The sequence below is a fragment of the Vibrio sp. B181a genome, assembly GCF_030248375.1.
GTDB lineage: Bacteria > Pseudomonadota > Gammaproteobacteria > Enterobacterales > Vibrionaceae > Vibrio > Vibrio campbellii.
Genome location: NZ_JAHGAD010000046.1, coordinates 57,492 through 81,821 on the forward strand (window position 1 = coordinate 57,492; position 24,330 = coordinate 81,821).

The 24,330-nt window shown below is 46.5% G+C and carries 27 protein-coding genes; 11 read left to right on the plus strand and 16 right to left on the minus strand.

The window, feature by feature from the left end:
* Nucleotides 1-8: 8 nt before the first annotated feature.
* Both KIO97_RS20295 and KIO97_RS20300 read right to left on the minus strand, forming a co-directional pair.
* Nucleotides 9-842 (minus strand): GGDEF domain-containing protein, encoded by an 834-nt coding sequence (locus KIO97_RS20295; RefSeq protein WP_285383800.1) that lies wholly within the window; start codon nt 840-842, stop codon nt 9-11.
* A gap of 144 nt (nt 843-986) precedes the next feature.
* Nucleotides 987-1,943, minus strand: coding sequence for a DUF2860 domain-containing protein (locus KIO97_RS20300; RefSeq protein ID WP_050920131.1), 957 nt, complete (start codon nt 1,941-1,943; stop codon nt 987-989).
* Between the two features lie 169 nt (nt 1,944-2,112).
* Here KIO97_RS20300 and KIO97_RS20305 point away from each other — a divergent pair, with 169 nt between their 5' ends.
* Nucleotides 2,113-2,991, plus strand: coding sequence for an acyltransferase (locus tag KIO97_RS20305; RefSeq protein WP_285383801.1), 879 nt, complete (start codon nt 2,113-2,115; stop codon nt 2,989-2,991).
* Between the two features lie 68 nt (nt 2,992-3,059).
* On the opposite strand, the gene KIO97_RS20310 is transcribed toward KIO97_RS20305, so the two are convergent.
* The 5 genes from KIO97_RS20310 to KIO97_RS20330 form a co-directional block, all read right to left on the minus strand.
* On the minus strand, nt 3,060-3,662 hold the full coding sequence (locus tag KIO97_RS20310; RefSeq protein WP_005429765.1) for a thiol:disulfide interchange protein DsbA/DsbL: 603 nt from the start codon (nt 3,660-3,662) through the stop codon (nt 3,060-3,062).
* 34 nt (nt 3,663-3,696) lie between these two features.
* Nucleotides 3,697-4,683: a serine/threonine protein kinase gene (locus tag KIO97_RS20315; protein ID WP_228905411.1), complete on the minus strand. Its 987-nt coding sequence runs from the start codon at nt 4,681-4,683 to the stop codon at nt 3,697-3,699.
* A gap of 48 nt (nt 4,684-4,731) precedes the next feature.
* The gene (ccoG, locus tag KIO97_RS20320; protein WP_285383802.1) at nt 4,732-6,153 is read right to left on the minus strand and encodes a cytochrome c oxidase accessory protein CcoG; all 1,422 of its coding nucleotides are present in this window, start codon (nt 6,151-6,153) and stop codon (nt 4,732-4,734) included.
* Nucleotides 6,154-6,464: 311 nt separating this feature from the next.
* Nucleotides 6,465-6,731, minus strand: coding sequence for a YihD family protein (locus KIO97_RS20325; protein ID WP_005429763.1), 267 nt, complete (start codon nt 6,729-6,731; stop codon nt 6,465-6,467).
* A gap of 123 nt (nt 6,732-6,854) precedes the next feature.
* On the minus strand, nt 6,855-7,022 hold the full coding sequence (locus tag KIO97_RS20330; RefSeq protein ID WP_005536917.1) for a hypothetical protein: 168 nt from the start codon (nt 7,020-7,022) through the stop codon (nt 6,855-6,857).
* Between the two features lie 295 nt (nt 7,023-7,317).
* Here KIO97_RS20330 and KIO97_RS20335 point away from each other — a divergent pair, with 295 nt between their 5' ends.
* Nucleotides 7,318-8,124, plus strand: a complete 807-nt coding sequence (locus tag KIO97_RS20335) for a sporulation protein (protein WP_005429821.1) — start codon at nt 7,318-7,320, stop codon at nt 8,122-8,124.
* A gap of 72 nt (nt 8,125-8,196) precedes the next feature.
* Entirely contained in the window at nt 8,197-8,850 is a 654-nt protein-coding gene (locus KIO97_RS20340) for a hemolysin III family protein (protein ID WP_038892396.1), read from the plus strand.
* Between the two features lie 38 nt (nt 8,851-8,888).
* On the opposite strand, the gene KIO97_RS20345 is transcribed toward KIO97_RS20340, so the two are convergent.
* The 6 genes from KIO97_RS20345 to def form a co-directional block, all read right to left on the minus strand.
* Nucleotides 8,889-9,524 carry a DUF3157 family protein gene (locus tag KIO97_RS20345; protein ID WP_285383803.1) on the minus strand — a complete coding sequence of 212 codons (636 nt, stop codon included), beginning with the start codon at nt 9,522-9,524 and terminating at the stop codon, nt 8,889-8,891.
* Between the two features lie 25 nt (nt 9,525-9,549).
* A complete protein-coding gene (locus KIO97_RS20350; RefSeq protein WP_152685271.1) occupies nt 9,550-10,995 on the minus strand; it encodes a TrkH family potassium uptake protein in 1,446 nt (481 codons plus the stop codon).
* 9 nt (nt 10,996-11,004) lie between these two features.
* Nucleotides 11,005-12,381, minus strand: coding sequence for a Trk system potassium transporter TrkA (gene trkA, locus KIO97_RS20355; RefSeq protein ID WP_005429806.1), 1,377 nt, complete (start codon nt 12,379-12,381; stop codon nt 11,005-11,007).
* 64 nt (nt 12,382-12,445) lie between these two features.
* Nucleotides 12,446-13,729, minus strand: a complete 1,284-nt coding sequence (rsmB, locus tag KIO97_RS20360) for a 16S rRNA (cytosine(967)-C(5))-methyltransferase RsmB (protein ID WP_005535508.1) — start codon at nt 13,727-13,729, stop codon at nt 12,446-12,448.
* A gap of 81 nt (nt 13,730-13,810) precedes the next feature.
* On the minus strand, nt 13,811-14,758 hold the full coding sequence (gene fmt, locus KIO97_RS20365) for a methionyl-tRNA formyltransferase (RefSeq protein ID WP_079402770.1): 948 nt from the start codon (nt 14,756-14,758) through the stop codon (nt 13,811-13,813).
* A gap of 33 nt (nt 14,759-14,791) precedes the next feature.
* The gene (gene def / locus KIO97_RS20370) at nt 14,792-15,310 is read right to left on the minus strand and encodes a peptide deformylase (protein WP_005450979.1); all 519 of its coding nucleotides are present in this window, start codon (nt 15,308-15,310) and stop codon (nt 14,792-14,794) included.
* Nucleotides 15,311-15,448: 138 nt separating this feature from the next.
* Between def and KIO97_RS20375 the strand changes: the two genes are divergently transcribed.
* The 4 genes from KIO97_RS20375 to KIO97_RS20390 are packed head-to-tail and all read left to right on the plus strand — an operon-like array spanning nt 15,449 to nt 18,711.
* Entirely contained in the window at nt 15,449-16,543 is a 1,095-nt protein-coding gene (locus KIO97_RS20375) for a LysM peptidoglycan-binding domain-containing protein (RefSeq protein WP_285383804.1), read from the plus strand.
* On the plus strand, nt 16,527-17,636 hold the full coding sequence (dprA, locus tag KIO97_RS20380; protein ID WP_285383805.1) for a DNA-processing protein DprA: 1,110 nt from the start codon (nt 16,527-16,529) through the stop codon (nt 17,634-17,636). Before KIO97_RS20375 ends, dprA begins: the two co-directional genes overlap by 17 nt.
* 2 nt (nt 17,637-17,638) lie before the next feature.
* The gene (locus KIO97_RS20385; RefSeq protein WP_005429833.1) at nt 17,639-18,118 is read left to right on the plus strand and encodes a DUF494 family protein; all 480 of its coding nucleotides are present in this window, start codon (nt 17,639-17,641) and stop codon (nt 18,116-18,118) included.
* A gap of 23 nt (nt 18,119-18,141) precedes the next feature.
* Entirely contained in the window at nt 18,142-18,711 is a 570-nt protein-coding gene (locus KIO97_RS20390; RefSeq protein ID WP_285383806.1) for a type I DNA topoisomerase, read from the plus strand.
* 64 nt (nt 18,712-18,775) lie between these two features.
* On the opposite strand, the gene KIO97_RS20395 is transcribed toward KIO97_RS20390, so the two are convergent.
* Together KIO97_RS20395 and purE are read right to left on the minus strand one after the other, a co-directional pair.
* Nucleotides 18,776-19,909: a 5-(carboxyamino)imidazole ribonucleotide synthase gene (locus tag KIO97_RS20395; RefSeq protein WP_285383807.1), complete on the minus strand. Its 1,134-nt coding sequence runs from the start codon at nt 19,907-19,909 to the stop codon at nt 18,776-18,778.
* Nucleotides 19,910-19,913: 4 nt separating this feature from the next.
* A complete protein-coding gene (gene purE, locus KIO97_RS20400; RefSeq protein ID WP_285383808.1) occupies nt 19,914-20,399 on the minus strand; it encodes a 5-(carboxyamino)imidazole ribonucleotide mutase in 486 nt (161 codons plus the stop codon).
* 199 nt (nt 20,400-20,598) lie between these two features.
* Here purE and KIO97_RS20405 point away from each other — a divergent pair, with 199 nt between their 5' ends.
* From KIO97_RS20405 to KIO97_RS20420, 4 genes are all read left to right on the plus strand, one after another.
* Nucleotides 20,599-21,156 carry an L-threonylcarbamoyladenylate synthase gene (locus tag KIO97_RS20405; RefSeq protein WP_005429817.1) on the plus strand — a complete coding sequence of 186 codons (558 nt, stop codon included), beginning with the start codon at nt 20,599-20,601 and terminating at the stop codon, nt 21,154-21,156.
* 34 nt (nt 21,157-21,190) lie between these two features.
* The gene (gene hemF / locus KIO97_RS20410; RefSeq protein ID WP_045451546.1) at nt 21,191-22,108 is read left to right on the plus strand and encodes an oxygen-dependent coproporphyrinogen oxidase; all 918 of its coding nucleotides are present in this window, start codon (nt 21,191-21,193) and stop codon (nt 22,106-22,108) included.
* A gap of 98 nt (nt 22,109-22,206) precedes the next feature.
* Nucleotides 22,207-23,040, plus strand: a complete 834-nt coding sequence (gene aroE / locus KIO97_RS20415; protein ID WP_005535489.1) for a shikimate dehydrogenase — start codon at nt 22,207-22,209, stop codon at nt 23,038-23,040.
* 3 nt (nt 23,041-23,043) lie between these two features.
* Nucleotides 23,044-23,307 carry a DUF1488 domain-containing protein gene (locus tag KIO97_RS20420; RefSeq protein ID WP_005429835.1) on the plus strand — a complete coding sequence of 88 codons (264 nt, stop codon included), beginning with the start codon at nt 23,044-23,046 and terminating at the stop codon, nt 23,305-23,307.
* A gap of 14 nt (nt 23,308-23,321) precedes the next feature.
* Here KIO97_RS20420 and KIO97_RS20425 read toward each other — a convergent pair whose 3' ends face one another.
* Nucleotides 23,322-23,873 carry a gamma carbonic anhydrase family protein gene (locus tag KIO97_RS20425; protein WP_005535485.1) on the minus strand — a complete coding sequence of 184 codons (552 nt, stop codon included), beginning with the start codon at nt 23,871-23,873 and terminating at the stop codon, nt 23,322-23,324.
* Nucleotides 23,874-24,330: the final 457 nt, after the last annotated feature.

Below are 24,330 nucleotides of genomic sequence, written 5' to 3' on the forward strand. Positions count from 1 at the left end.
CCGAATGTTTAGCCTTGCTTGCGAGCGTGCTTGTCTTGATACAGTGCTTTATCGGCGTCTTCTAGACATTGCTCTAGATTGTCATTGCAGGCCATCAGACCAAAGCTAAACGAAATGCCATGGAGGTGAATGTCGCTTTCCACCGCTTGGCGGATTTGCAATAAGGTTTCTCTAGCATCAGATATCTGCATGCAATCGAACACAATCACAAATTCATCGCCACCAACGCGATAGAGCGTGCCATTTTCTCCCAGCTGTTGCATGGTCAGTGTGGCGAAGTCTACTAGGACTTTGTCACCAATCGCGTGCCCATAGGTATCATTGACCTGTTTGAATTTATCCAGATCAAGGTACGCCACGAGGCAACAATCACAGCCTTTTTGTACCGCAGACATCAAGGCTTTTTTGTTCATGGCACCAGTGAGGTGATCAAAATGAAGGCTTTGTTTGAGGCGGTTTTGCTCCTCAATGCGGGCCGTAATATCCCATGCCATTAGTACAATGTGGCGCACACCATTCACATCAGTAAGATAGCGCATGGACTCAAAATGGTGATTCTGAAAGGTTTCGATATCGACACGCATAGGTGCGTTACCGTCGAGCAATGCCTGATCGTTGCGCTTACATTGCATCAGCAAGTCACACAAATCATCATCTTCGCAGTTTGCGATCATAGTATCTATGCTGACGCCGAGAATGTCTTCTTCGAAGAAAGCGCGATAGCGTTGGTTGAGAGCGACATGCTTGCCATTTTCCTTGCGTACAGCGATAAACCCAGGGAAGTTCTGAGAAAGAACACTCATTAAGCTTTGCTCTGAAGCGTAGTTAGGATCAATGTGCACAAATCACTCTCTTAAATAGTAAACGGGTCGCACATTATCCATATGAAAATAAGTTTGGCTATTGTTTGAGCTATGAATTGTTTTTATTGTGACGATCAGGGCATTTTATAATCAAGGGGGAGAGTCTCCCCCGTGCTTAAGTGCTTAGAAACTGTAGTTTAAACCCGTTGATAGCAGAAATTCTTTTTCATCGTAGAAGGTGATGTTTGAACTGGTACTGCTGTAACCAGCGAGTGAAATGAATGACCAGTTTTGCCAGTCAAAGACATTCTTGTACTCGTATGCGGTGAAAAAACTCAGAGTGCCATCATTGCGAGTTTTGCCAAATGTCGCGCTGGCTGCGTCAAAGTCTTTAGCGGCATAGCCTGCTGTGAGTACGATGCGGTGTCGCTGGATAAACTTGAACCAGCTAAGGTCGAGCCCATACGAGTTATAGGATTCAGCATCGCCATCCGCATCATGGTGGATGTAGGTAAATGCTGGCTGCAGCATTGACGTGCGACTCAGTGGAATACGGTAGTCACCTTTGATGTGGTAGATCTTTGCATCACGCAGTAGTGATGGATCTGTCACGGTATCTTTCTCTACGTCTTTGTCTGCGTAAGCCAAATCAAGATTAAAGTTGTTGTCTAAGAAGCGGTTGATTTGGAGACGAAACGCATTGCCGCCTTCATCGGTGGTTTTTCTCGATTGCCCAGTTAGGTATGGGTCTTGCCATGTTTCTCCTTTCAGGATGGTCGGTAGATAGGAAAAATCGAGTACAGTGCCCGAAGCGAGTTGGTACTTATAACCGATCTGGAAGGCGAGGGTACCGATCGCGATATCGGAGCGCGTGGTACCGGCATACACTTGGTGATTGAGCTTGTTGCCAAAGGTATATGCTGCGCTGCCAAGGGGCGCAACGATAAAAGATTCATCACTTTCGGCACGTTGATTTAGTGATGGAATGGTACTGTCGCCATCTGTGTTAAAGTTGGACTCTGATGAGACGAAGCCTGCGTTTAACGAAATTTCACCGCTAAAGCCTGCGGTTTCTTCAAGTTGAGCTTGTGCTGAACTGACGATAAAAGCCAAAGGCAGTAAGGTTAGCCTTGGATTCATTCGCTTTCTCCTTGTTTGTCGAATGAAAGTGGTAATTCGAGTTGAGCGTTGGTCTAGTTTTACAGTGAAACAAATCTGACCATTCTTACAAATATTCCAATGTGACAACGGATTCGTATAATTACACGCTGTTTTATTATTCACGCGATATAGTTACTGATTGATTCCCATGCTGACCTATTTGTTACTCATTTTTAACGCTTCCTTTGTGATTATAAACTCTGCGGTTTGTTCCATCGCAATTTGTATCATCGCAATTTTTAAGTTGTTGCTTCCAACAGCTAAGCTCAAAGCGAAAGGTACCGAGGCTGCCAACAAAATGATGTGGGTTTGGGCCACGGTCAACGCTGGTATTCTTGCCTTGTTCAACCGCGTTGAGTGGGATATTCAAGGTGGCGAAAATCTCAAGAAGGACGGTTGGTATCTGCTGATCAGTAACCATCTTAGTTGGACTGATATTGTTGTACTGTGTTGTGTATTTAAAGATCGCATTCCAATGCCAAAATTTTTCTTAAAACAGCAATTATTGTATGTGCCTTTTATTGGTATGGCTTGCTGGGCGCTGGATATGCCATTTATGCGTCGCTATTCTCGAGAGTATTTGATTCGCAACCCACACAAGCGCGGTCAGGATTTGCAAACTACGCGCCGTTCTTGTGCAAAGTTCAAACACACGCCAACTACGGTAGTAAATTACGTTGAAGGCACTCGTTTCACCGAGGAAAAGCAACGCAAGAGTTGTGCGGGTTATCAACATTTGCTGCAGCCAAAATCAGGTGGCATTGCTTACACATTAGCGGCCATGGGCGATCAGTTTGAAAACATCATTGATGTGACCTTAGCGTACCCAGAAAACACCAATAAGCCATTTAAAGACATGATGATGGGACGTATGACGAAGATTGTCGTGCGCGTAAATGTTTTACCAGTCGATGAACGCGTGTTGGGTGATTACTTCAATGACAAGCCATACAAGCGCCAATTCCAGCAATGGCTGGGTGATGTGTGGCAAGAGAAAGATCAGTTACTGCAAGATATTCATAAGTAACCAGACCTAAAGGTTAAAATTAAAAAGGGGAGCAAGATGCTCCCCTTTCGTTTGATGTTCGACTCGAGTTACTTAAGCGTCAGTAGGTAATCAACCAAGGCAAAGTATTCCTCAGTGGATTTAATACCTTGTGCTTGAACTAGGTACTTGTTGTTGACGATAACAGCAGGAACGCCAGTTAGGCCGCTATTTTCAAATTGCTTGTCCATACGACGAACCATTGAATCAACCGCGAAGCCTTTGAATGCTGCATCGAATTTCTTCGCGTCTACGCCTTCATCTAGGAAGATTTGACGAAGCTCTGCATCATCACGAGGTGCTTTACGCATGTTGTGAATGCGGTTAAACATCACTGGCACCATCTTGTCTTCAACTTTAAGTGCAACCATAGTCGCGTAGGCTTTGCTCATTGAAGGACCCATGTTGCCGCCCATGAAAGAAACGTGGTTCTTTTGTAGCTTCGCGCCTTCAGGTAGTTGCTTCTTAAGTTGCTGGATGATTGGCTCAAACGTATTACAGTGTGGACAGTAGAAAGAGAAGAACTCAGTCACGACAGGCTTTTTCGACGCCTCTAGATCCAGTACTTTGTAGTGCTCACCTTCTTTGAATTGCGCTGCATGTGCCGACAGGCTTAGCATCAGCATAGAAAACAGTGCGAACAGTTTTTTCATTTAATAATCTCCATTTTGAATTGTTCGGCCTGACTTACCATTGAGGCATTAAAGACAGTGGTGCTTCTTCTAAGCTGGCAATCTGCTCTTTAAATGCAAGGACCTGACCTTCCCAGTATTTTGGCTCATTGAACCATGGAAAAGCGAGCGGAAATGCCGGGTCATGCCAACGTTTTGCTAGCCATGCCATATAGTGCACCATTCGTAGACCGCGAAGAGGCTCGATTAGTTTCAATTCTGCCGAGTTAAAATCGCAAAACTCTTGATAACCTTCTAAAACAATATCTAATTGCATCAGTTTGTCTTGGCGTTCGCCGTTGAGCAGCATCCATAAATCTTGGACCGCAGGGCCATTACGTGAGTCATCCAAATCGACAAACATTGGGCCATCACGCCATAAGATGTTACCTGGATGGCAATCGCCATGCAGACGAATCGTGTTGAAGCCTTCTTGCCAGTGACTTTCAATGGATTTGATTAGCATATCCAAATCATTGAAGAAGCTGTTCTCCAAATGCATCGGAATCATGTTGGCGTTTTGCAGAATCTCTCTTGGTTGGTAGAGGTATTCTTGTAAGCCAATAGTTGGTCTATGTTGGAAGGCTTGTCGGCTACCTACTTTATGGATACGGCCGAGGAAACGACCTACACCTTCGAGCTGATCTAAGTTATCGACTTCGTATTGACGACCGCCGACACTTTCAAACAAAGCAAAGCCATAACCTTGATAATGATGCAGTGTTTCACCGTTGATAAGTACAGGTGGTGCGACAGGGATTTCGTTTTCGATCAGTTCAAGGGTGAAGTCGTGTTCTTCTTGAATCTGCTCATTGCTCCAGCGTTCTGGACGGTAGAACTTCACCACGTAGCGCTGGCGTTCTTCGTCAGTAAACTGGTAAACGCGGTTTTCATAGCTGTTGAGAGCAAGAAAGCCCGACTCTGCTCGAATGCCGATGCTCTCTAGCGCATACCACATAAAGTCGGGCGTGAGGGCATCAAAGTTGAAAGTACCTTGGGACATATAAATAAAAAGGCTCATTGCTGAGCCTTTTTCCATTAGTCATCGAAGTTATAGCTTCTTGATAAATCGGCTTTCTACTTCGATAGTGAATTCGTTGCTCTTATCGGTGAGTATAAACTGAATTGTCGTGATCGCAGAGTCTAGCTTGTCAGGATCTGCGCCAAGGCTCATTGGTAAGTTCAGTACTTCACCCGGTTCAACTTGAATGGTTTGTTTGCCATACCAGCTGACATCACTTAGTCCTTCTACATTTAAATCGTATTCTTGAACTTGTTGAGTTTTGTTGATGACTTTCAGTGTGTAGGTGTTTTCCACTTCGCCAGAGCTGTTCACTCGGAATAATTGGTTACGGTCACGCAGTACGCTCATGCCTGCAGGATCAACCGATGCGACTTGGAGGAAGAACAAACCAATCATCACTAGTAGTACCGCACCATAGCCAAGCAGTTTTGGACGCATGACCTTGGTACTCTTACCTGAGAGACGATGCTCTGTGGTGTAGTTGATTAGGCCTTTCTCGTAACCCATGCGTTCCATGGTGTTGTCACACGCATCAATACATGCACCACAGTTGATACACTCATACTGCAAACCATCACGGATATCGATGCCAGTTGGGCATACCTGAACACACAAATCACAGTCGATACAGTCGCCCAAGCCAAGTTGTTTTGGATCGGCTTTGCGTGAGCGAGGGCCGCGTTTTTCACCACGTTTGGAATCGTAGCCCACGATAAAAGTGTCTTTATCGAACATCGCCGATTGGAAGCGCGCGTAAGGACACATGTGAATACACATAATAGAGCGCATCCACCCTGCGTTGCCGTAAGTACAAATGGCAAAGAACATCACCCAAAATACTGGCCAGAAGTTAGCATTAAAGGTAAAGAAGTCGATAACCAGTTGCTTCATTGGCACAAAGTAACCGACAAAGGTAAAGCCAGTGGCGAGGGCTATCGAAAACCACGCTATGTGTTTGAGGGCTTTACGCATCGCTAAGTTAGCGGTTAGCTTGTTGGAATCCTGTTTACGACGTTTATTGGCACTGCCTTCTAGTTTTTCTTCAAACCATATATACATAAAGGTCCACACGGTTTGCGGACACAGATAGCCACACCAAACCCGGCCTAAGAAGGTAGTGATGAAGAACAGTCCAAACGCGGCTATCACAAATAGCAGAGCGAGTAGGGTAAGGTCTTGTGGGTACAGCGTGGTGCCGAAAAAGTTGAACTGCTGGTTACCGATGTCCAGCAAGATGGCTTGGCGCTCGCCGTAAGGAATCCAAGGAATCAGGGCAAAAAACAGCAACAAAAACCAACCGCCGTAGCGACGCAGTTTTTGGAACGTACCTTTGCTTTCGCGAACATAGATTCGATTGCTTGGGTTGAAACGGTCCCCGTTGCCTTTGTGGGTCCTGGGGTTAAAGGTCTTTGGAGTCACATCTTTGATATCAATCTTATCCTGACTCATGCACTCATCCTTCTTTAGGCTTTCTTATAATGTACGGCGGCACTTCTAATGATGTCGCTCGATGACATTGCTGTTTGGTCCAAACCATGACACATGGTTGAACATAATTATTTTAGTAAATACTGATGAACGGCGATTATACAATCAATAACAATTCCGTTTCTTTAACGCAGTCAATGTTTAACAACAAAAGTCAGTACAGTTAACCAGATAAATGACTGAACAGTTATAACTACCATTTGAACTGTTTGATTTAGTTATAAAAAAAGCGACTCAAATGAGTCGCTTATCAATGCTAGGTGTTGAGCGGTTTACTTGATGATACCGCGCGCGCGTAGAATCGCGGTCTTAAAGTCGTCTTCTTGGTCTTTCTTTAGACCCGGGATCATTTCGTCTTTACCGCTGTTGCGCATTTTTAGGTGGTAGATCAGCACGTCATCGGTCAGATCTTCCAATTTACCTTCATAACCTGCTTCGTTCGCCAGCTTCATGATGAATTGTAGCAAGTTCATTTCTTGGTCTTTGTGCCACTCAGGCTCTAGTAGCTCAAGCAGCTCTTCAATACGATGACACTTCATTTCTTTCTCCACATAATTTATAGGTGTTATTTGCTACTAAAGGTATCAAATTGCTCGGCGAACACCAAATAGGAAAAGGGTAGAGAGAAAAGAAAAAAGCGCGGCGGTTGCCGCGCTTTTTAATTAAGCTGCTTTGATAACTTTGTTTGGAACACTTGGCATAATCGCTGTTTTCTCAACCAGAGTCATTGCTGGCGCAACTTGTTTTGCCTTTGGCGCAGCAGTGAAACCACTGCGACGGCGCATTGCACTACGATTTGTATGTGCGAACCTGACTGTTGTTGGGCGCATTTAGATACCTAACTGCCAGGCATATCCATTGCCGATGTAATGGCCTGAGTCACTATGAGTTGAGCTTCAACTGCTTGAAGGGTGGCTCTTCTGGCTTTCGCCAATCCAAATAATGAATCAGGAATAACGATATGCATGCATATCATGTATAGGTTAGCATTCCTGCCATAATTGGTCGATAGTTGAGCAGTTGAATTGTATGGATTTTATGGTTTTTAGTGCGAAATCGAGACGAATTTTGTTTTGATCCGGTGATCAGCAGTAGTAGTATGAGATTTCTACAAAGGAGGTGCATATGTCATTTTTGAAGAAGACACTTGCGAGCTTTGGGATTGGCAGTGCGAAGGTTGACTCGATCCTGAACCAAGACGTGCTGTATCCCGGTCAGAGCGTGGATGTTTCAATCCATGTTTATGGCGGCGCAACGGAACAAGCGATCGATAACATCGATCTTAAGCTTTGCTGTCGTTACATCGCAGAAGCACCAGATGATCGTGGGGCGCGAGAAGGACACAGTATGCGTCGTGTACCGCAAACGCATGTGCTGGCCAAGTGGAACCTCCCGTACGCATTTACCATCCATCCTGGCGAAGATCGCACCTTTGAGGTCAAACTCGATGTTCCGTGGAACACCCCTGTCACCATTGGTGATGCCAAAGTTTGGTTAGAGACCGGCTTAGACGTTGCGATGGCGCTCGACCCAACCGACAAAGACATTCTTACCGTTAGACCCGATCCACTCATGGATGCCGTTTTGTCTGCTTTTGAATCACAAGGTTTACGCATTCGCCAAGTAGAGTGCGAAGAAGTCAAAGGCTTCGATCTACCATTTGTACAAGAGTTTGAAATGGTGCCAACCGATGGCCCATATCATGGCGTATGGCGAGAGTTGGAATTTGTTGCTCATCGCGACGAGCAAAATCTCAAACTGTGGTTTGAAGTTGACCGTACTCGCACTGGTGCAAGTGGCATGCTGGCAAGTTTATTGGGAAGCGGAAAACTCAAACGTGAGCTGAGCATTCCGGTGAACACCAAACTGGACGAAGTTGGCTCGCTGATCCTCAATTACCTCGAACATACCACCGCTGCCCACGAGTCTTAATTTAAGCTTACACGTGTACGCTTAATGTGCCATACTAGAGTGAATATTCAAAACTCTAGTATAGGCGCGTTCATGTCCTCACCACAGAAAGCACAATACAGTCAGGGCGAAGAGCTAGCCAACTCCATTACTCATGGTATTGGAATGATCTTCGGTATTGTTGGTTTGGTTCTGCTTCTTATCAAAGCCGTCGATCACCAAGCAGACACACTGACCATTACCAGTATGGCGATCTATGGTTCTAGCATGATTGTGCTGTTTCTCGCTTCTACGCTCTACCATGCTATCCCATACCCTAAAGCCAAGCGTTGGCTGAAAACCTTCGACCACTGCGCCATCTATCTTTTGATTGCGGGTAGCTACACACCATTCTTGTTAGTAAGTCTGCGCACACCGTTGGCGATTGGGTTGATGATTGTGATTTGGACCATCGCGCTGATCGGCATCATCATGAAAGTCGCGTTTGTCTATCGATTCAAAAAATTGTCTTTGATGACGTATTTGGTGATGGGCTGGTTATCGTTGATTGTGATTTACCAACTGGCGATAAATCTAGATATTGGTGGTTTGACGCTTTTAGCCGCAGGTGGGTTGGTGTATTCGATTGGGGTGATTTTCTACGTTGCCAAGCGAATCCCATTTAATCACGCAATTTGGCACGGCTTTGTGTTGGCGGGTTGTGTGTGTCACTTCTTCGCGATTTATTACTTTGTCGAGCCTATCTAGCTGATAGAGATAAACCCGACAAAGCATGTCTTATCGTATTAGCGTGTTTTGACTTCTAATACTTCTGCTGAGAACTGGTATTGCTGCGATTGTGGCACTGCCAGTTTGATCGCTTTACCTTGCTCGGCTTGTTGTGGGCGAAGGTAGGTATCTGCCATACGTTTGATAGATTGCCAAACCGTGACGCTTTGTTTCGCCAATGGTTTGCCAGTCATATCGAATACCTGTACTTCCACTTCTACCTGAATCACTGATTGTGAGCTTTGGTTAGTGATAGAAGTAGGGAAAATCAGTTCACCATTTTCGTAGCTTGCCGAGCCAATCAATACATCCACACCTGAATCAGACAGCTGCATGGTTGGCTTCTTCGCGTTTACAACAACGGTGGTACCGACTTTCTTGTTCACAACCGGGATCGTCGCAATCTCTGTTGTAGGGGTTGGTGTTGCCACGGCTTCAACGGCGGTAGTTGAGGCTACGACAGCCGCCGCTTCTACTGCTTCAACTTTCTCTAGCGTGGTCTCTGTGGCTTTTGGCGTGGCCTTTTTCACGACATATTCCCACGTGAAGTCGTCGTTCAGTTTTACTTCGCGTCCATCCGCCAGTTTCACAACTTCGGCTGCGTAAACCGATGAAGAGGCGAGTAGGGTCGCCAGAGTGATCCATGTTTTCATTGTTATACCTTTTATTTGAGTCTGTTTAACGGCGCCAAAACGCAGGGAAGAACAGAACAAGAATAGTCAGAATTTCCAAACGGCCCATTAACATACCAAAGCTTAGCAGCCACTTAGCAGCGTCTGGTAAAGGCGCAAAGTTACCTGTTGGGCCAATCACGCTGCCCATGCCCGGACCTACGTTCGCTACCGCGGTAATCGAACCAGAAATACTGGTCACAGGGTCTAGGCCAAGTGCACTTAAGCAGCCTGCAATAAAGATGATGGTGATAAAGAACATCAAACCAAATGCCACTACTGAGCGAACAATATCGTCATTCACTGGGCGTTGATTGTAGCGCTGAACAAAAACACCTGAAGGGTGAATAAGCTTCATGATTTGCTTGTTGAGTAGTGTCATCGCGATCTGAAAACGGAAGATTTTAATCCCGCCTGAGGTGGAGCCTGAACATGCGCCTGCCATCATCAAGAAAGCAAACAATGTCGATGGCAATGCGCCCCAAGCTGTGAAATCTTCCAGGCCAAAACCCGTCGTGGTGACCACTGAAACAATATTGAACATTGAAACTCGCAGTGCATCCAAAATGGTGTAGCCATCACGAAGTACCAACCAAGCGGCGACCACTAAGCTTGAGAACAAAAATAGGTAAGCAAAGCCACGAACTTGGGCGTCTTTCATCAAGACATCGATACTGCGCTTACGTAATGCCGCTACGAACAGTAGGAATGGCAAACCACCGAGGAACATAAAGGTGGTCGCAACCCAATGAGCACCGTTGGAGAAATGGTTCATCGAACCATCTGATGTCGAGTAACCGCCGGTGGATAGAGTCGTGAATGCGTGGTTGATCGCTTCAAACAGGTTCATGCCAGTTAACAAGTATCCCACGATACACAAGCCTGTCAGCATCAAATACACCAATACGATGTTCTTCGCGACAGTCTTAGCTCTTGGGCTGCTTTTGTCTGACCAATCGGAGGATTCGGTTTGGAATAGCTTCATACCACCAACGTTAAGCATCGGTAGGATAGCTACTGCCATCACGATAAAGCCAATACCACCCAACCATTGCAAGATAGAACGCCACAGTAAGATGCTTGGCGCCATGTTGTCTAAGCCACTAAGTACGGTCGAACCCGTAGTCGTGATACCTGACATGGTTTCGAAGTAGGCGTCGGTAAAGCTGATATGGTTGATAAACACAAATGGCAGTGCAGCAAACGCACTGGCGATGGTCCACACCAAACTGGTGATGAGGAACATATCACGCACGCTGAGTTTGAATTTGGCGGTTCGACCAATCGTCAAACAGATGAATGCGGCAAGGTGAGTGATCACTACGGCTTGGGCGAAATCGAGGAATCCGCCCGTACCGGTGAAAAACGCGACCAAAGTCGGCACGTACATAAAAAGGGCCAGTTTGGATAGAACCAGCCCGATAACAAACAGTACGGGACGTAAGTTGACCATAGGAAAATCCTAGAGGAAGAATGGGCTCGGCTGGAACAGCGCTTCGACGTCTGGTACGTACTTTTTGTCGACCAGGAACATCACGACGTGGTCATCTTGCTCGATGACGGTACGATCGTGTGCGATAAGTACTTCTTCGCCACGAACGATGGCACCAATGGTGGTTCCTGGTGGGAGTTTGATATCGCCAATCGCGCGACCGACCACTTTCGATGTGGTTTCGTCACCGTGCGCAACGGCTTCGATGGCTTCTGCTGCGCCACGACGCAGAGAAGAAACGTTAACGATGTCAGCACGACGAACGTGCGTGAGTAGGGCAGAAATCGTCGCTTGCTGTGGGGAGATCGCCACATCAATCACGCCGCCTTGTACAAGGTCGACATAAGCGCCGCGTTGGATCAGCACCATCACCTTCTTTGCACCCATGCGTTTTGCCAACATCGCTGACATGATGTTGGTTTCATCTTCGTTAGTCAGCGCAATGAACACATCTACTTGGTCGATGTTTTCTTCAGTAAGCAGCTCTTGGTCTGCCGCATCACCACAGAAGACGATGGTGTTTTCTAGTTGCTCAGAGAGCTTTTCTGCACGTTGGTAGTTACGCTCAATCAGCTTAACACTGTAAGTTTGCTCAAGGCGTTTGGCTAAACTCGCACCGATGTTACCACCGCCAACAATCATGATGCGGCGGTAAGGTTTCTCGAGGCGCTGAAGCTCACTCATTACCGAGCGAATGTGGTTACTCGCTGCAACGAAGAACACCTCATCATCAGCTTCAATGATGGTAGTGCCTTGCGGGCGAATAGGACGACCCTGACGGAAAATAGCAGCAACACGAGTATCGATGTGTGGCATGTGCTCACGCAGAGCAGACAGAGCGTTGCCCACAAGCGGACCACCGTAATAGGCTTTAACGGCTACTAGGCTTACTTTTTGCTCGGCAAAGCTTACTACTTGCAGCGCACCTGGGTATTGAATGAGGCGCTCGATGTAGCTGGTTACCAACTCTTCTGGTGCGATAAGGTGATCGACAGGAATAGCACCAGACTTAAATAGGGCTTCTTTTTCTGCCAGATATTCTGGAGAACGAATACGTGCAACACGGTTGGGGGTATTGAACAGAGTGAACGCAACCTGACAGGCTGCCATGTTGGTCTCGTCGGTGTTGGTTACTGCGACAAGCATATCAGCGTCTTGCGCTCCTGCTTCATGCAGAACGTCTGGGTGGCTTGCGTGACCGTTGACCACTCGTAGGTCGTACTTGTCTTGCAACTCACGCAGTCGATCGCCATTTTTGTCGACGATGGTGATGTCGTTATTCTCACCAACTAGGTTTTCCGCCAGTGTGCCGCCAACCTGACCAGCACCAAGAATAATGATTTTCATACTCTTTACTCGTTATCTGAAAAAGGCGATTGAATTCACTTCAATCGCCCTATTTAGCATGCTGTTACGCGTGTTTTTTTGTTAGCACTGCGTAGTAGAAACCATCCATATCTTCTTCGCCTGGTAGAATCTGACGACCAGGTTGCTTTGGATCGGAGTCCACTAATTGCGCGTTTGCAGTGCGCGCTAAGAACGCTTTTACTTGTTCCACGTTTTCTTGTGGTGTGATTGAACAAGTTGCGTAAACCATGGTGCCGCCAGGTTTCAGTTGCGTCCACATTGCATCAAAAATTTCGCTCTGTAGTTCCGCAAGTGCGGCAATATCATCAGCACGACGTAGCCATTTGATGTCTGGGTGACGACGAATTACGCCCGTTGCAGAACATGGTGCGTCCAGCAAAATGCGATCAAATTGTTCGCCTTGCCACCATTCTTGAGGATGACGCGCATCGCCGCAAACCACTTTTGCCTGAAGGTTGAGGCGCTTCAGGTTTTCGTGCACACGTTTAAGGCGCGTGTCATCGCAATCAATGGCTACCACTTCGCTGCCAGATGTACGCTCAAGAATGTGCGCCGTCTTACCGCCTGGTGCTGCGCAGCAGTCTAGGATCAGCTCGCCATCTTTTGGTTCAAGATAGTTAATCGACAGCTGTGCTGCCGCATCTTGCACCGATACCCAACCTTTTTCAAAGCCCGGCAGTTTCATCACATCGCATGGCGCGGCCAATTTTAGGGCGTCCATTGCTTGTGTGTGTGGCGTGCTATCAATGTTTTCATTTTTGAGTAGCGCAAGGTATTCATCACGAGTGTGGTGCTGGTGGTTTACACGCAGCCACATTGGCGCTTTTTGGTTGTTGGCCTCAACAATGCTTTCCCACTGCTCTGGGTAAGCTTCTTGCAGAAGTTTAAGTAACCAGCTTGGGTGGCCGTACTTGCCCGCATTGTTGCTGACCGCCATTTGGTCTAGTTCTTCTTGGTTGCGCTGGTAGTTACGCAATACCGCGTTGATAAGACCGCGCAGACGAGGACCTTTCAGCTCTTTAGTGCCTTCAACTGTTTCACCGACCGCAGCGTGCGCAGGAATACGCATGAAGCTTAGCTGATAAATGCCGACCAAAATCAGGTGATGGAAAACACGTTGTTTGCCTTTTAGCGGCTTATCCATCAACTGATTTGCAATCATTTCTAGGCGAGGGAGGTAACGTAGAGCGCCGTAACAGATCTCTTGCAGAAGAGCGTGGTCACGTGGTCGTACGTTTTGTTGAGCCGCTGGAAGAGCGCTTGAAAGTGAGTGGCCCTTGTCGACGACAAGATACAAGACGTTGGCAGCCGCAGCGCGAACATTCATGATGAGTACCTTAAAGTAAAGGAGGGCATCTCTGCCCTCTAAAAGTTCGTATTATTGGTGTTTGACACTATGGTTGGTTTTTTAAACCAGTTGAGTGCCAACTTCAAACCAAGATGCACGTGAGTTCAGAATATCTTGAACTGACATGGCTTTTTTACCCGGAACTTGCAGTTGTTCCAGTACCAATACGCCGTTGCCTGTCACAACATAGATACCGGTCTTATCTGCTTGCAAGATGGTGCCCGCAGGTTTGTCGCTGGTTTGCTCTTCAACACGGCTTTGCCATACCTTGATGCTGTTTTCAGCGGCTTCAAAGTGGCTCATTGGCCATGGGTTGAATGCGCGAACGCAACGCTCGATGTGTGCCGCGTCGTCATTCCAATTAATGCGCGCTTCTTCTTTGCTCAGCTTCTTCGCGTAGTTTGCAAGCTCGTCATCTTGCTTCACTGGCTCAGCTTTACCTGTTGCGATGTCTGCTAGGCAGTCAATCAGTGCATCAGGGCCTAAGCCTGCAAGTTTTTCGTACATAGATGTGCTGGTGTCACTTGCTTCAATCGGCAATGTTGCGATTTTCAGCATGTCACCCGTATCCAAGCCAATGTCCATCTGCATGATGGTCACGCCAGTTTCTGCATCACCAGCCCAAATTGAGCGTTGGATAGGAGCTGCACCACGCCAGCGAGGAAGAATCGAACCGTGTACGTTGATACAACCTAGTTTAGGTGTGTCTAGTACAACTTGTGGAAGTAATAAGCCGTACGCAACAACTACCATGATGTCGGCGTTCAGATCGGCAAGCTCTTGCTTTGCTTCGTCTGATTTGAAGTTTTCTGGTTGGTATACCGGAATGTCGTGCTCAAGCGCGATGGTTTTTACTGGGCTTGCAGTAAGCTTCTTACCACGACCTGCTGGGCGGTCTGGTTGAGTGTAAACCGCAATTACTTCGTGCTCCGAAGACAACAACGCCGCCAAGTGACGGGCGGCGAAATCCGGAGTACCTGCAAAGACAATACGTAAAGACTGACTCAAGGTAGGCTTCCTTCTAATTAAATTGTATCGAGATTAAGCGTTTTGCTGTTTCTCGTTAAAGCGTTTGATTTTTGCTAGCTTGTCTTGAATACGCTTACGCTTCAGTGGCGATAGGTAATCCACGAACAGTTTGCCCATTAGGTGGTCTAGTTCGTGTTGAACACAGATTGCTAGCAGATCGTCGGCTTCAAAGGTGTATTCTTTGCCATCGCGATCTAGCGCTTTAACCGTAACTTCAGCAGCGCGAGGCACAAGTGCACGCGCACCTGGTACCGACAGACAGCCTTCTTCGATGCCATCTTCGCCACGCTTTTCTAGAATCTCAGGGTTGATAAGCACCATAGGCTCATCACGAGTTTCAGAAATATCAATCACTACGATACGTTTGTGGATATCAACCTGCGTTGCAGCCAAGCCAATACCTTCTTCGTCGTACATGGTTTCAATCATGTCATCGACGATTTTTTGAATCTCAGGTGTCACCTCTTCTACAGGTTTTGCAACGGTACGCAGGCGATCATCTGGGAATGTTAATACTTGTAATACAGACATATTCACTCGAAATATTGAACTGTGCCGTAACAGCACAAACCTTGTTGGCTCAATTCTAGACATTTTATGACCTAAATGACAGCATCCTGATACCAATTTCCATTCTGGTAACTGCCTAACAGACCAAGGACGAGGGTCATGAATCGAATTTTCCGCAACGTTTCTCGTATTACGTTGCCGTTACTTTTCTCTTTCAGTGCCGTAGCAAACACGGATTCCCAACCACTTACCGTTAAAGATGATGCACCCAAAACTTACGTTGTGGTTAAAGGTGACACGTTGTGGGATATTTCGGCGATGTATCTGGATAGCCCTTGGTTGTGGCCTCGTCTATGGCAGGTAAACCCAGAAATTGATAACCCACATCTGATTTACCCTGGCGATAAGTTGTCGTTAGTGTGGATTAATGGCCGGCCAGTTTTAAGCTTAAAACCGGTCAAAAAGCTCAGCCCAAAAGCCCGTATCACGGAAAAGAAAGCGGTACCGACTGTGGCGGAAGGGTTGGTTATGCCATATCTGAAGTCTGATCGTTTAGTTGATGATGAGACACTAGATAATGCAGCGAAAGTGATGGGTAGCAGCAAAGGCAATAAGTTCCTTACTGCAGAAGACACGCTGTACATCAGTGGTGAGCAAACTTCGACTGGGTGGGCCATCTATCGACCGGTGGAGACCTTTTCACGCGATGATGTATCACAAAAAATTACGGCTCTGCGTTTGATTGCGAAAGGGGGGCTTGTTGAAGCATCCAGTGAGTTTTCTGGTTTGAAGATCACCACGCAACTGCAAGAGATTATCCGTAATGATATTGCTTTGCCGGTACAAGCGTTAGATAACGGCGACTTCACGGCGACGTTCTATCCTCTTCCATCCCCACAAGGCACCTCTGCCAAACTATTGGGTAACATTGAAGGTATTCGTTATAGCTCGACCAACCAAGTGGTGGTGATTGATAAAGGTACATCGGATGAACTTCGCCAAGGCAGCGTGTTTGATTTAAAAGAGGACGCGCATCCAGTATTCAAGAATGGAGACGACTTTGCTAAAGATAACGGTGTACTCGATACTGAGATTACTTTGCCACAAAGCAAAGTAGGTGAGTTGCTTGTCATTCGTCCTTATGAATACTTTAGCCTCGCGCTGATTACTAATAGCACCAAGCCAATTAATAAAGAGGTGTCTGTGGTTTCTCCTCTGGCTGAGGAATCAACCACCAATGACACCACAAAATGATATTGATCTCGCTGCCTGGTTAAAGCTTAGTTGTTTACCGGGCATCGGTGGGGTCAAGATGAATAAGCTGCTCAGCAAAGATACGCCGAGCAATATTGTCCAATACTCGACAGAGCAGCTTCAGCTTTTGGGCTTAACGGCAAAACAGTTGCAAGCATGGTCGCAGGTCGATAAAGAAGTCGATGCTTGTCTGACTTGGGTTGCAGCTTCTTCTCATCATCATATTCTTACGTTGGCGGATGCTTTGTATCCGCCACTTCTCAAACAAACCGTCGCACCGCCTCCTTTACTCTTTGTAAAAGGAGAGGCGAGCTGTTTGTCTCAACCTCAAATAGCTATGGTTGGCAGCCGTAATGCCAGTGTGGATGGGCTACAACACGCAAGAACTTTTGCATCTGACTTGGTGCAACACGATCTGATCGTTACCAGTGGCTTAGCATTGGGTATTGATGGCCATGCTCATGATGGTGCGCTGTTAGCTGGAGGTAAAACCATCGCAGTGCTTGGCTCGGGATTAGAACAAGTGTACCCAGCAAGACACCGCGGCTTGGCACAGCGAGTGGCTGAAAATGGCGCGCTTGTTTCAGAGTTTCGTCCAGGTGCTAAGCCTCGCGCAGAAAACTTTCCACGTCGTAATCGAATCATCAGTGGTTTGTCACTGGGTGTTTTGGTGGTGGAAGCGGCTGAAAAAAGTGGCTCCTTGATTACGGCGCGTTATGCTTTAGAACAAGGTCGAGAAGTTTTCGCTCTGCCAGCTTCGATTAATGCACCCAACGCCAGTGGCGGTAATCAATTGATTCAGAACGGGGCTTGTCTCGTACAAAATACTCAAGAGGTGCTGAATGAAATACAGTCTTTGCTCGACTGGTCTATTAATCAGAGCTTAGATTTATTTTCTGCGCCAATTGATGAAGAAGAATTGCCATTTCCTCAGCTGTTAGCTAACGTAGGAAATGAGGCTACACCAGTTGATATTCTTGCAAGCAGGACCAATATACCTGTCCAAGAAGTCATGATGCAGCTCTTAGAGCTTGAGCTTTCAGGGCATGTTGTTGCAGTATCCGGTGGCTATATTCGAAAGGGGAGGGGCTAGCTATGATGATGGATATACTTATGTATCTATTCGAAACCTACATCCATAGCGATGCAGAGTTACAGGTCGAACAAGACGAGTTGGAAGATGAATTGCTTCGTGCAGGCTTCCAGCAAAAAGACATCTACAAAGCCCTTGTCTGGTTAGAAGAGCTGGCGGCATTGCAACAAAGCGATGAACATTCAGCCATTTCAACCTGCATTGCATCGGCATCAACACGTATCTATACCGCATCTGAAATGCAGCGACTAGACCTCGAATGTCGTGGTTTCTTGTTGTTCTTAGAACAAATCAATGTTCTGACCACAGAAACGCGTGAGATGGTCATCGACCGTGTGATGGGGCTTGAAACCAATGAGTTTGAGCTTGAGGACCTTAAATGGATCATCCTTATGGTGCTGTTTAATGTTCCAGGTAACGAAAACGCCTACACGCTGATGGAAGAGCTGTTGTACACCAAGGAACAAGGTATTCTTCATTAATATCTTCTGCTTGAGCGGTGAGTATGAGTAGTAAAATCGATCACAACCTTTTCTCGGCACACGAGCATGCGCTTGAGCGCGAACCTTGCCCTAAATGCGGTGGGGAAGTTTCGCTTAAGCACGGTAAGCACGGCCCCTTTCTGGGTTGTAGCCAATACCCAAGTTGCGATTACATTAAGCCGCTACACAGCAATGATGGTCACATCGTGAAAGAGTTGGGTGTGCCTTGTCCTGAGTGTGGCAACGAGTTGGTACTCCGCCAAGGGCGCTACGGCATGTTCGTTGGTTGTAGCCATTACCCTGCCTGTCATCATATTGAGTCGATTAACCAACCTGAACCACAGCAGCAGGCAAAAGAGCAACATGCTTGCCCTGAATGTGGTAAAGGGCATTTGGTTGAGCGTAAGACCCGATTTGGTAAAACATTCTACGCGTGTGATAACTATCCGAAGTGCAAATTTGCGGTGAACTTGCCACCTGTAAGAGGCCGCTGCGAGAAATGTGGATTTACCTTGTTGGTAGAAAAGAAACTTGCCAGTGGGGTTAAACTGCAATGCGCGAGCCGTAAGTGCCAGCATACTCAATCACAATAACTTTCAGTACGAATTAAAAAGGGTCGCATCATGCGACCCTTTTGCTATTTATTCCGATGCTTTTCTAGGCTTGCCACTGCTTGGCAAATTCATGCACAGCAGGGAAAGCCTGTTCATCCAGAACTTCTGCTAATGCACAAAGTTTGCGATTAAGTTCGCCAGTGTAGTCACCACATACGTTGATGTGGCCCATCTTGCGACCCGCACGTTTTTCTTTGCCGTACCAATGAATGTGGCAACCATTCATCGCTAGCAATGCTTCTGGTAGTGTGTCTTCACCAAGAATATTAATCATCGAGGTTTCACGAACCAGTTTCGTGCTACCCAAAGGCAGGCCACACACGGCGCGTAGGTGGTTCTCAAACTGACAAGTTTCCGCACCCTGTTGAGTCCAGTGGCCAGAGTTGTGTACGCGTGGTGCGATTTCGTTAACCAGCAAAGTGCCGTCAACGTCAAAGAACTCCAAAGCTAACACGCCAACGTAATTCAAGTTGTTGGCAACAGCTGTGAACATCTGTTTTGCTTGCTCTTGCAACTCTGGCGCATCAATCGCAGTAGAAAGGCTCAATACACCATTGGTATGGACGTTCTCTGCCAGAGGGTACACTTCAACGCTGCCATCTTTACCGCGAGCACCAACCAGTGAAACTTCGCGGTTAAAAGGGACAAATTCCTCAGCAACAATCGCTTGAGTTGGTGTTGCCGCGATGCACTCTGCCATCTCTGTCCAAATGTCTTCGACTTGAGAAGCTTCTTTTAAGCGCCACTGGCCTTTACCATCGTAACCACCCAATGCACTTTTCAGAACCATTGGCATACCAACGTGCTCAATGGCGCGGTCAAAGTCTTCACGAGTTTCGATGACGTAGTATTTCGCGTTACGCACGCCAGCATCATCAAGTAATGCCTTTTCAATACGGCGATCACCACCTGCTTTGATGGCTTGTGTACTTGGTAGGAACTTGCCGCTCGCTTCGCAAACATCGAGCACATCATGTGGGATATGCTCGAACTCAGCAGTAATGACGTCGACTTGTTCAATTGCATTCTCTAAGCCGCTGCCTAGTACGTGCTGAGTCAGTGGATGAACGATATTACCGCTGCCCACGTCGTAAGCTGAGATTTGAATATTCAGTGGCGCACCAGCCAGAGACATCATACGAGCCAACTGACCCGCACCAAGAACCAGTACATGCATCTGATTAATCCTCAGCAGGGTTTGGGTTCGCCAATACGGTTTCCGTTTGTTCGTTACGGAACGCTTCGACTTTTGCCATGATCGTTTCATCATGTGTACCAAGGATTTGAGCTGCTAGGATGCCAGCGTTTGCTGCGCCTGCTTCGCCAATCGCCAATGTACCAACCGCAATACCTTTTGGCATCTGTACGATAGAAAGCAGTGAGTCCATGCCTTTCAGCGCACGAGACTGCACAGGGACGCCAAGTACCGGAACGCTAGTAAACGCCGCCGCCATACCTGGTAGGTGAGCAGCACCGCCCGCACCTGCGATGATGACTTTAATGCCACGTTCTTTCGCGCTGCTTGCGTAATCAGCCAACAATTGAGGAGTACGGTGAGCTGACACCACCTTTGTTTCGTAAGACACGCCAAATTGATCCAGCATGTCCGCTGATAGTTTCATGGTTGGCCAATCTGATTTAGAACCCATGATGATACCGACTTTCATCTCAAACTCCTTCAAGCTGCAAAATTAGGTGAGCTGATAAATTTGTGCGCATTATACGGGGATTTTTACCTCAAGCAAACGTTTGCGTGTGTTTGTAAATGCTATTGATACATTTTATAAACAAATTGCTTTAGTCTCTGAGAATGAATATTTGTACACTTAGTACAAACACAACAGAAAAGATTATCAGGAAGTATCGGTGGAGAACTTTGAACAGGTGCTAAAAGCACTACAAACAGGTGAAGTGATTGCCTACCCAACAGAGGGGGTGTTTGGTGTTGGATGTGACCCAGATAACCCGGAAGCGATTCAAAAACTGCTAGAGCTAAAACAGCGTCCAGTAGAGAAAGGTTTAATCCTTATTGCTGCGAGCTATGAGCAGCTTCTGCCTTATATTGATGAATCTCAGCTGACTCAAGAGCAATTAGATAAAGTCCATGCAACTTGGCCTGGGCCATACACGTGGATCATGCCTGCAAGTGACAAAGTTTCTCACTGGGTATCGGGACAATTTGATTCAATCGCAGTACGTGTGACGGATCATCCTTTAGTACAAAAGATGTGTAATGCGTTCGGAAAGCCGCTAACCTCTACCAGCGCGAATCTTACTGGTCAGCCTCCTTGTATGACGACGGAAGAAGTTGAAGAGCAGTTAGGCGATAGACTTGTGGCGATCTTACGTGGTGAAACCAGCGGTCGTGACAAGCCGAGTGAAATTCGTGATGCTAAAACCTCGCAAATATTAAGACAGGGCTAACCCTGCTAGTCAGCAATTAATAGGTACTACACGTATGTCAGCAATCGATAAGCACGCCGTAAAGCAGTTCTTGATGTCCCTTCAAGATTCCATTTGTCAGCAGTTAGAACAAGAAGATGGAAAGGCCGTCTTTGTCGAAGATGCCTGGCAACGTGAAAAAGGAGAGCGTCTTGGTGGCGGTGGCCGTACTCGCGTATTGCGTGATGGTCATATCTTCGAGCAAGGAGGAGTGAACTTCTCTCATGTAGAAGGTAATGAAATGCCAGCATCAGCGACGGCACATCGCCCAGAGTTAGCGGGTCGCCGTTTTGAAGCAATGGGTGTTTCCTTGGTTATTCACCCTAAAAACCCTTATGTACCGACTTCGCACGCCAATGTCCGCTTCTTTATTGCAGAGAAAGATGGCGAAGACCCAATCTGGTGGTTTGGTGGTGGTTTTGACCTTACGCCTTTCTACCCATTTGAAGAAGATTGCCAATCATGGCACGACACAGCAAAACAGCTTTGTGCGCCATTTGGTGACGAAGTTTACCCAGAGCACAAAGCGTGGTGTGACAAATACTTCTTCCTTCCACACCGAAATGAAACCCGTGGTGTTGGTGGTCTGTTCTTTGATGACTTAAACCATTGGGAATTCGACAAGTGTTTTGACTACATCAAAGCGGTTGGTGAGGGATACTGCCAAGCGTATCTACCGATTGTTTCTCGTCGTAAAGACATCGAGTTCGGTGAGCGCGAGCGTGAATTCCAACTTTATCGTCGTGGTCGCTACGTTGAGTTCAACCTAGTGTACGATCGCGGCACGCTATTTGGTCTGCAAAGTGGCGGTCGTACAGAGTCAATTCTTATGTCGATGCCACCACTTGCACGTTGGGAATACAGCTACGAACCACAGGCTGGCTCTCCAGAAGCTGAACTTTACGAGCGATACCTAACGCCACGAGAGTGGTAAGCGTTGAATCTCCTTTTCTGTATAGATAGATAGTGATAGGGTCATCGGTAATCAGATGGCCCTGTTTTTATATATGGGTAAGGAATAAAGGTAAGGAAATGACTCTGCAAATTGATCGTTATGCCGTGTTTGGTAATCCTATCGGACACAGCAAGTCGCCATTCATTCACACCTTGTTTGCTCGTCAAACCAATCAGTCATTGGTGTATACCGCAGAAACTGCCCCTGTTGATGGCTTTGTTGAAGCAGCAAAAGCTTTTTTCGCTGACGATGGGAAAGGGTGTAACGTGACAGTGCCTTTTAAAGAAGATGCTTATCGATTTGCCAATCGTCTTACTGAGCGAGCAGAGCTAGCCGGTGCTGTGAACACACTGAAGAAGCTAGATGACGGAGAAATCATTGGTGACAACACCGATGGAGAGGGCTTGGTACAAGACCTACTACAGCATCAAGTCGTATTGGAAGGCGCGAGAATTCTGGTCATTGGCGCTGGTGGTGCTGCTCGTGGTGTGATTAAACCACTCCTTGATCAGAAACCTGCTTCTTTAACGATTACTAACCGTACTTTTAGTAAAGCACAACAGCTTGCAGACTTATTCGTCTCACATGGTCCTATTGTAGCGAAGGAGATGACTACAATAGAAGAAGCGTACGACGTGATTATTAACTCAACCTCTGCTTCATTAAACGGCGAGTTGCCCGCGGTCTCTTCTGCTATCTTTTCCACCAATAGCACTAGCTACGACATGATGTATGGCAAGGGGTTAACAAGCTTTAACCAGTGGGCGAAAGAACACGGAGCGGCTCATGCTTATGATGGCCTTGGAATGTTGGTCGGACAGGCGGCTGAAAGCTTTATGTTATGGCGTGGTTTGCGTCCTGGCGCGAAGCAAATACTCAGAGAATTAAGAAAGAACCTCGAAGGTCAATAAGAGATGAATCAATCCATTCTATTCCCAGACATGCAATCATGGGATGAAGCATCACAATCAATCAATTTTGCAGCCCAACAGGCTGGCGCATTGATTGAATGCTACGTAACCAAACAAAAGTTAGAAAAGTTGAGTGGCTTAATCATAGCTAATGAGCAAGCTGCCATTGAGGCTTTCGTTGATAATCGCTTTGATCTAGAAGAAATAGCAGAAGAGTTAATAGAAGATGAAGCCTTCAATGAAGAAGGCCACATCATCATCGACTAGCTGACTCTGCCAGACTACTTATTGATGTCTTCAACCTCATTAATGTAGTCGTTTTTGTTTTGTACATAATTGTTGGCAGACTTTTGTAGGAAAGCTTGCTCTTGTTCTGATAAAGGGCGAGCTTGTTTTACTGGGCTTCCCACATATAGATAGCCGCTTTCTAACCTCTTCCCTGGTGGGACTAAACTGCCTGCACCTATCATTACGTCAGATTCTACAACCACATTATCCAAAACTATCGCACCCATACCTACTAATACGCGGTCGTGTATCTCGCAGCCATGCAACATTACTTTGTGACCAATGGTGACATCATTACCTATGATGAGAGGATAGCCGAGTGGGTTATCCGCATTCTTATGTGTCACATGAAGCACGCTGCCATCTTGAACGTTGGTACGGTCACCGATATGAATGTGGTTTACATCGCCACGAGCTGCAACCAATGGCCAGATACTAGAATCATCACCAATTCGGATATCACCGACTAAAACAGAGGTTGAGTCGACGTAGACACGCTTTCCCAACTGAGGACGGATACCTTTATAACTTCTAATTGAACTCATCTTTATTCCTTATAAAGCGCTAATAACGGTGATATTTGATAAGAAGAATAGTAAAAACGCGCCTTTTAGAATAAAAAACACTCAAACGGCAAAAAAATCAAAAAAAACGAGAAAAAGGGCTTGCCAATGTGATCGCAATCTCTATAATGCCACCTCGCTGACACGGCAGCGCTTCGAAAGAAACGAGGTTGAGTTAGCAAGCCAATTAGCCAAGCGGAAACGCTTGAAAAAAGTTTGAAAAAAGTGATTGACACTAAACTTTAACTCGCTAAAATGGCCGTCCGATTTGAGCAAAGCTCAATAGGAAAGCTCTTTAACAATATAGACCTATCAATCTGTGTGGGCACTCGTTGATGATAATCCAATTAGATACTTCGGTATCAAATTAGGTTTCAATGAAACGAAGTGACCATTGAATCGAAAGATTCAGCACAGTCAATTCAAACATTACTTTATG

Bases quoted from the DNA above. Each gene is read 5' to 3' on its own strand.
- KIO97_RS20340 (WP_038892396.1), top strand. From the start codon at position 8,197: ATGTCCTCACCACAGAAAGCACAATACAGTCAGGGCGAAGAGCTAGCC.
- def (WP_005450979.1), bottom strand. From the start codon at position 15,310: ATGTCTGTATTACAAGTATTAACATTCCCAGATGATCGCCTGCGTACC.
- KIO97_RS20325 (WP_005429763.1), bottom strand. From the start codon at position 6,731: ATGAAGTGTCATCGTATTGAAGAGCTGCTTGAGCTACTAGAGCCTGAG.
- KIO97_RS20390 (WP_285383806.1), top strand. From the start codon at position 18,142: ATGAGTAGTAAAATCGATCACAACCTTTTCTCGGCACACGAGCATGCG.
- KIO97_RS20395 (WP_285383807.1), bottom strand. From the start codon at position 19,909: ATGCATGTACTGGTTCTTGGTGCGGGTCAGTTGGCTCGTATGATGTCT.
- aroE (WP_005535489.1), top strand. From the start codon at position 22,207: ATGACTCTGCAAATTGATCGTTATGCCGTGTTTGGTAATCCTATCGGA.
- KIO97_RS20315 (WP_228905411.1), bottom strand. From the start codon at position 4,683: ATGTCCCAAGGTACTTTCAACTTTGATGCCCTCACGCCCGACTTTATG.
- rsmB (WP_005535508.1), bottom strand. From the start codon at position 13,729: ATGAATGTTCGCGCTGCGGCTGCCAACGTCTTGTATCTTGTCGTCGAC.
- KIO97_RS20300 (WP_050920131.1), bottom strand. From the start codon at position 1,943: ATGAATCCAAGGCTAACCTTACTGCCTTTGGCTTTTATCGTCAGTTCA.
- dprA (WP_285383805.1), top strand. From the start codon at position 16,527: ATGACACCACAAAATGATATTGATCTCGCTGCCTGGTTAAAGCTTAGT.
- KIO97_RS20345 (WP_285383803.1), bottom strand. From the start codon at position 9,524: ATGAAAACATGGATCACTCTGGCGACCCTACTCGCCTCTTCATCGGTT.
- KIO97_RS20305 (WP_285383801.1), top strand. From the start codon at position 2,113: ATGCTGACCTATTTGTTACTCATTTTTAACGCTTCCTTTGTGATTATA.
- ccoG (WP_285383802.1), bottom strand. From the start codon at position 6,153: ATGAGTCAGGATAAGATTGATATCAAAGATGTGACTCCAAAGACCTTT.
- KIO97_RS20335 (WP_005429821.1), top strand. From the start codon at position 7,318: ATGTCATTTTTGAAGAAGACACTTGCGAGCTTTGGGATTGGCAGTGCG.
- trkA (WP_005429806.1), bottom strand. From the start codon at position 12,381: ATGAAAATCATTATTCTTGGTGCTGGTCAGGTTGGCGGCACACTGGCG.
- KIO97_RS20385 (WP_005429833.1), top strand. From the start codon at position 17,639: ATGATGATGGATATACTTATGTATCTATTCGAAACCTACATCCATAGC.
- KIO97_RS20330 (WP_005536917.1), bottom strand. From the start codon at position 7,022: ATGCGCCCAACAACAGTCAGGTTCGCACATACAAATCGTAGTGCAATG.
- hemF (WP_045451546.1), top strand. From the start codon at position 21,191: ATGTCAGCAATCGATAAGCACGCCGTAAAGCAGTTCTTGATGTCCCTT.
- KIO97_RS20425 (WP_005535485.1), bottom strand. From the start codon at position 23,873: ATGAGTTCAATTAGAAGTTATAAAGGTATCCGTCCTCAGTTGGGAAAG.
- KIO97_RS20350 (WP_152685271.1), bottom strand. From the start codon at position 10,995: ATGGTCAACTTACGTCCCGTACTGTTTGTTATCGGGCTGGTTCTATCC.
- purE (WP_285383808.1), bottom strand. From the start codon at position 20,399: ATGAAAGTCGGTATCATCATGGGTTCTAAATCAGATTGGCCAACCATG.
- KIO97_RS20420 (WP_005429835.1), top strand. From the start codon at position 23,044: ATGAATCAATCCATTCTATTCCCAGACATGCAATCATGGGATGAAGCA.
- KIO97_RS20375 (WP_285383804.1), top strand. From the start codon at position 15,449: ATGAATCGAATTTTCCGCAACGTTTCTCGTATTACGTTGCCGTTACTT.
- KIO97_RS20310 (WP_005429765.1), bottom strand. From the start codon at position 3,662: ATGAAAAAACTGTTCGCACTGTTTTCTATGCTGATGCTAAGCCTGTCG.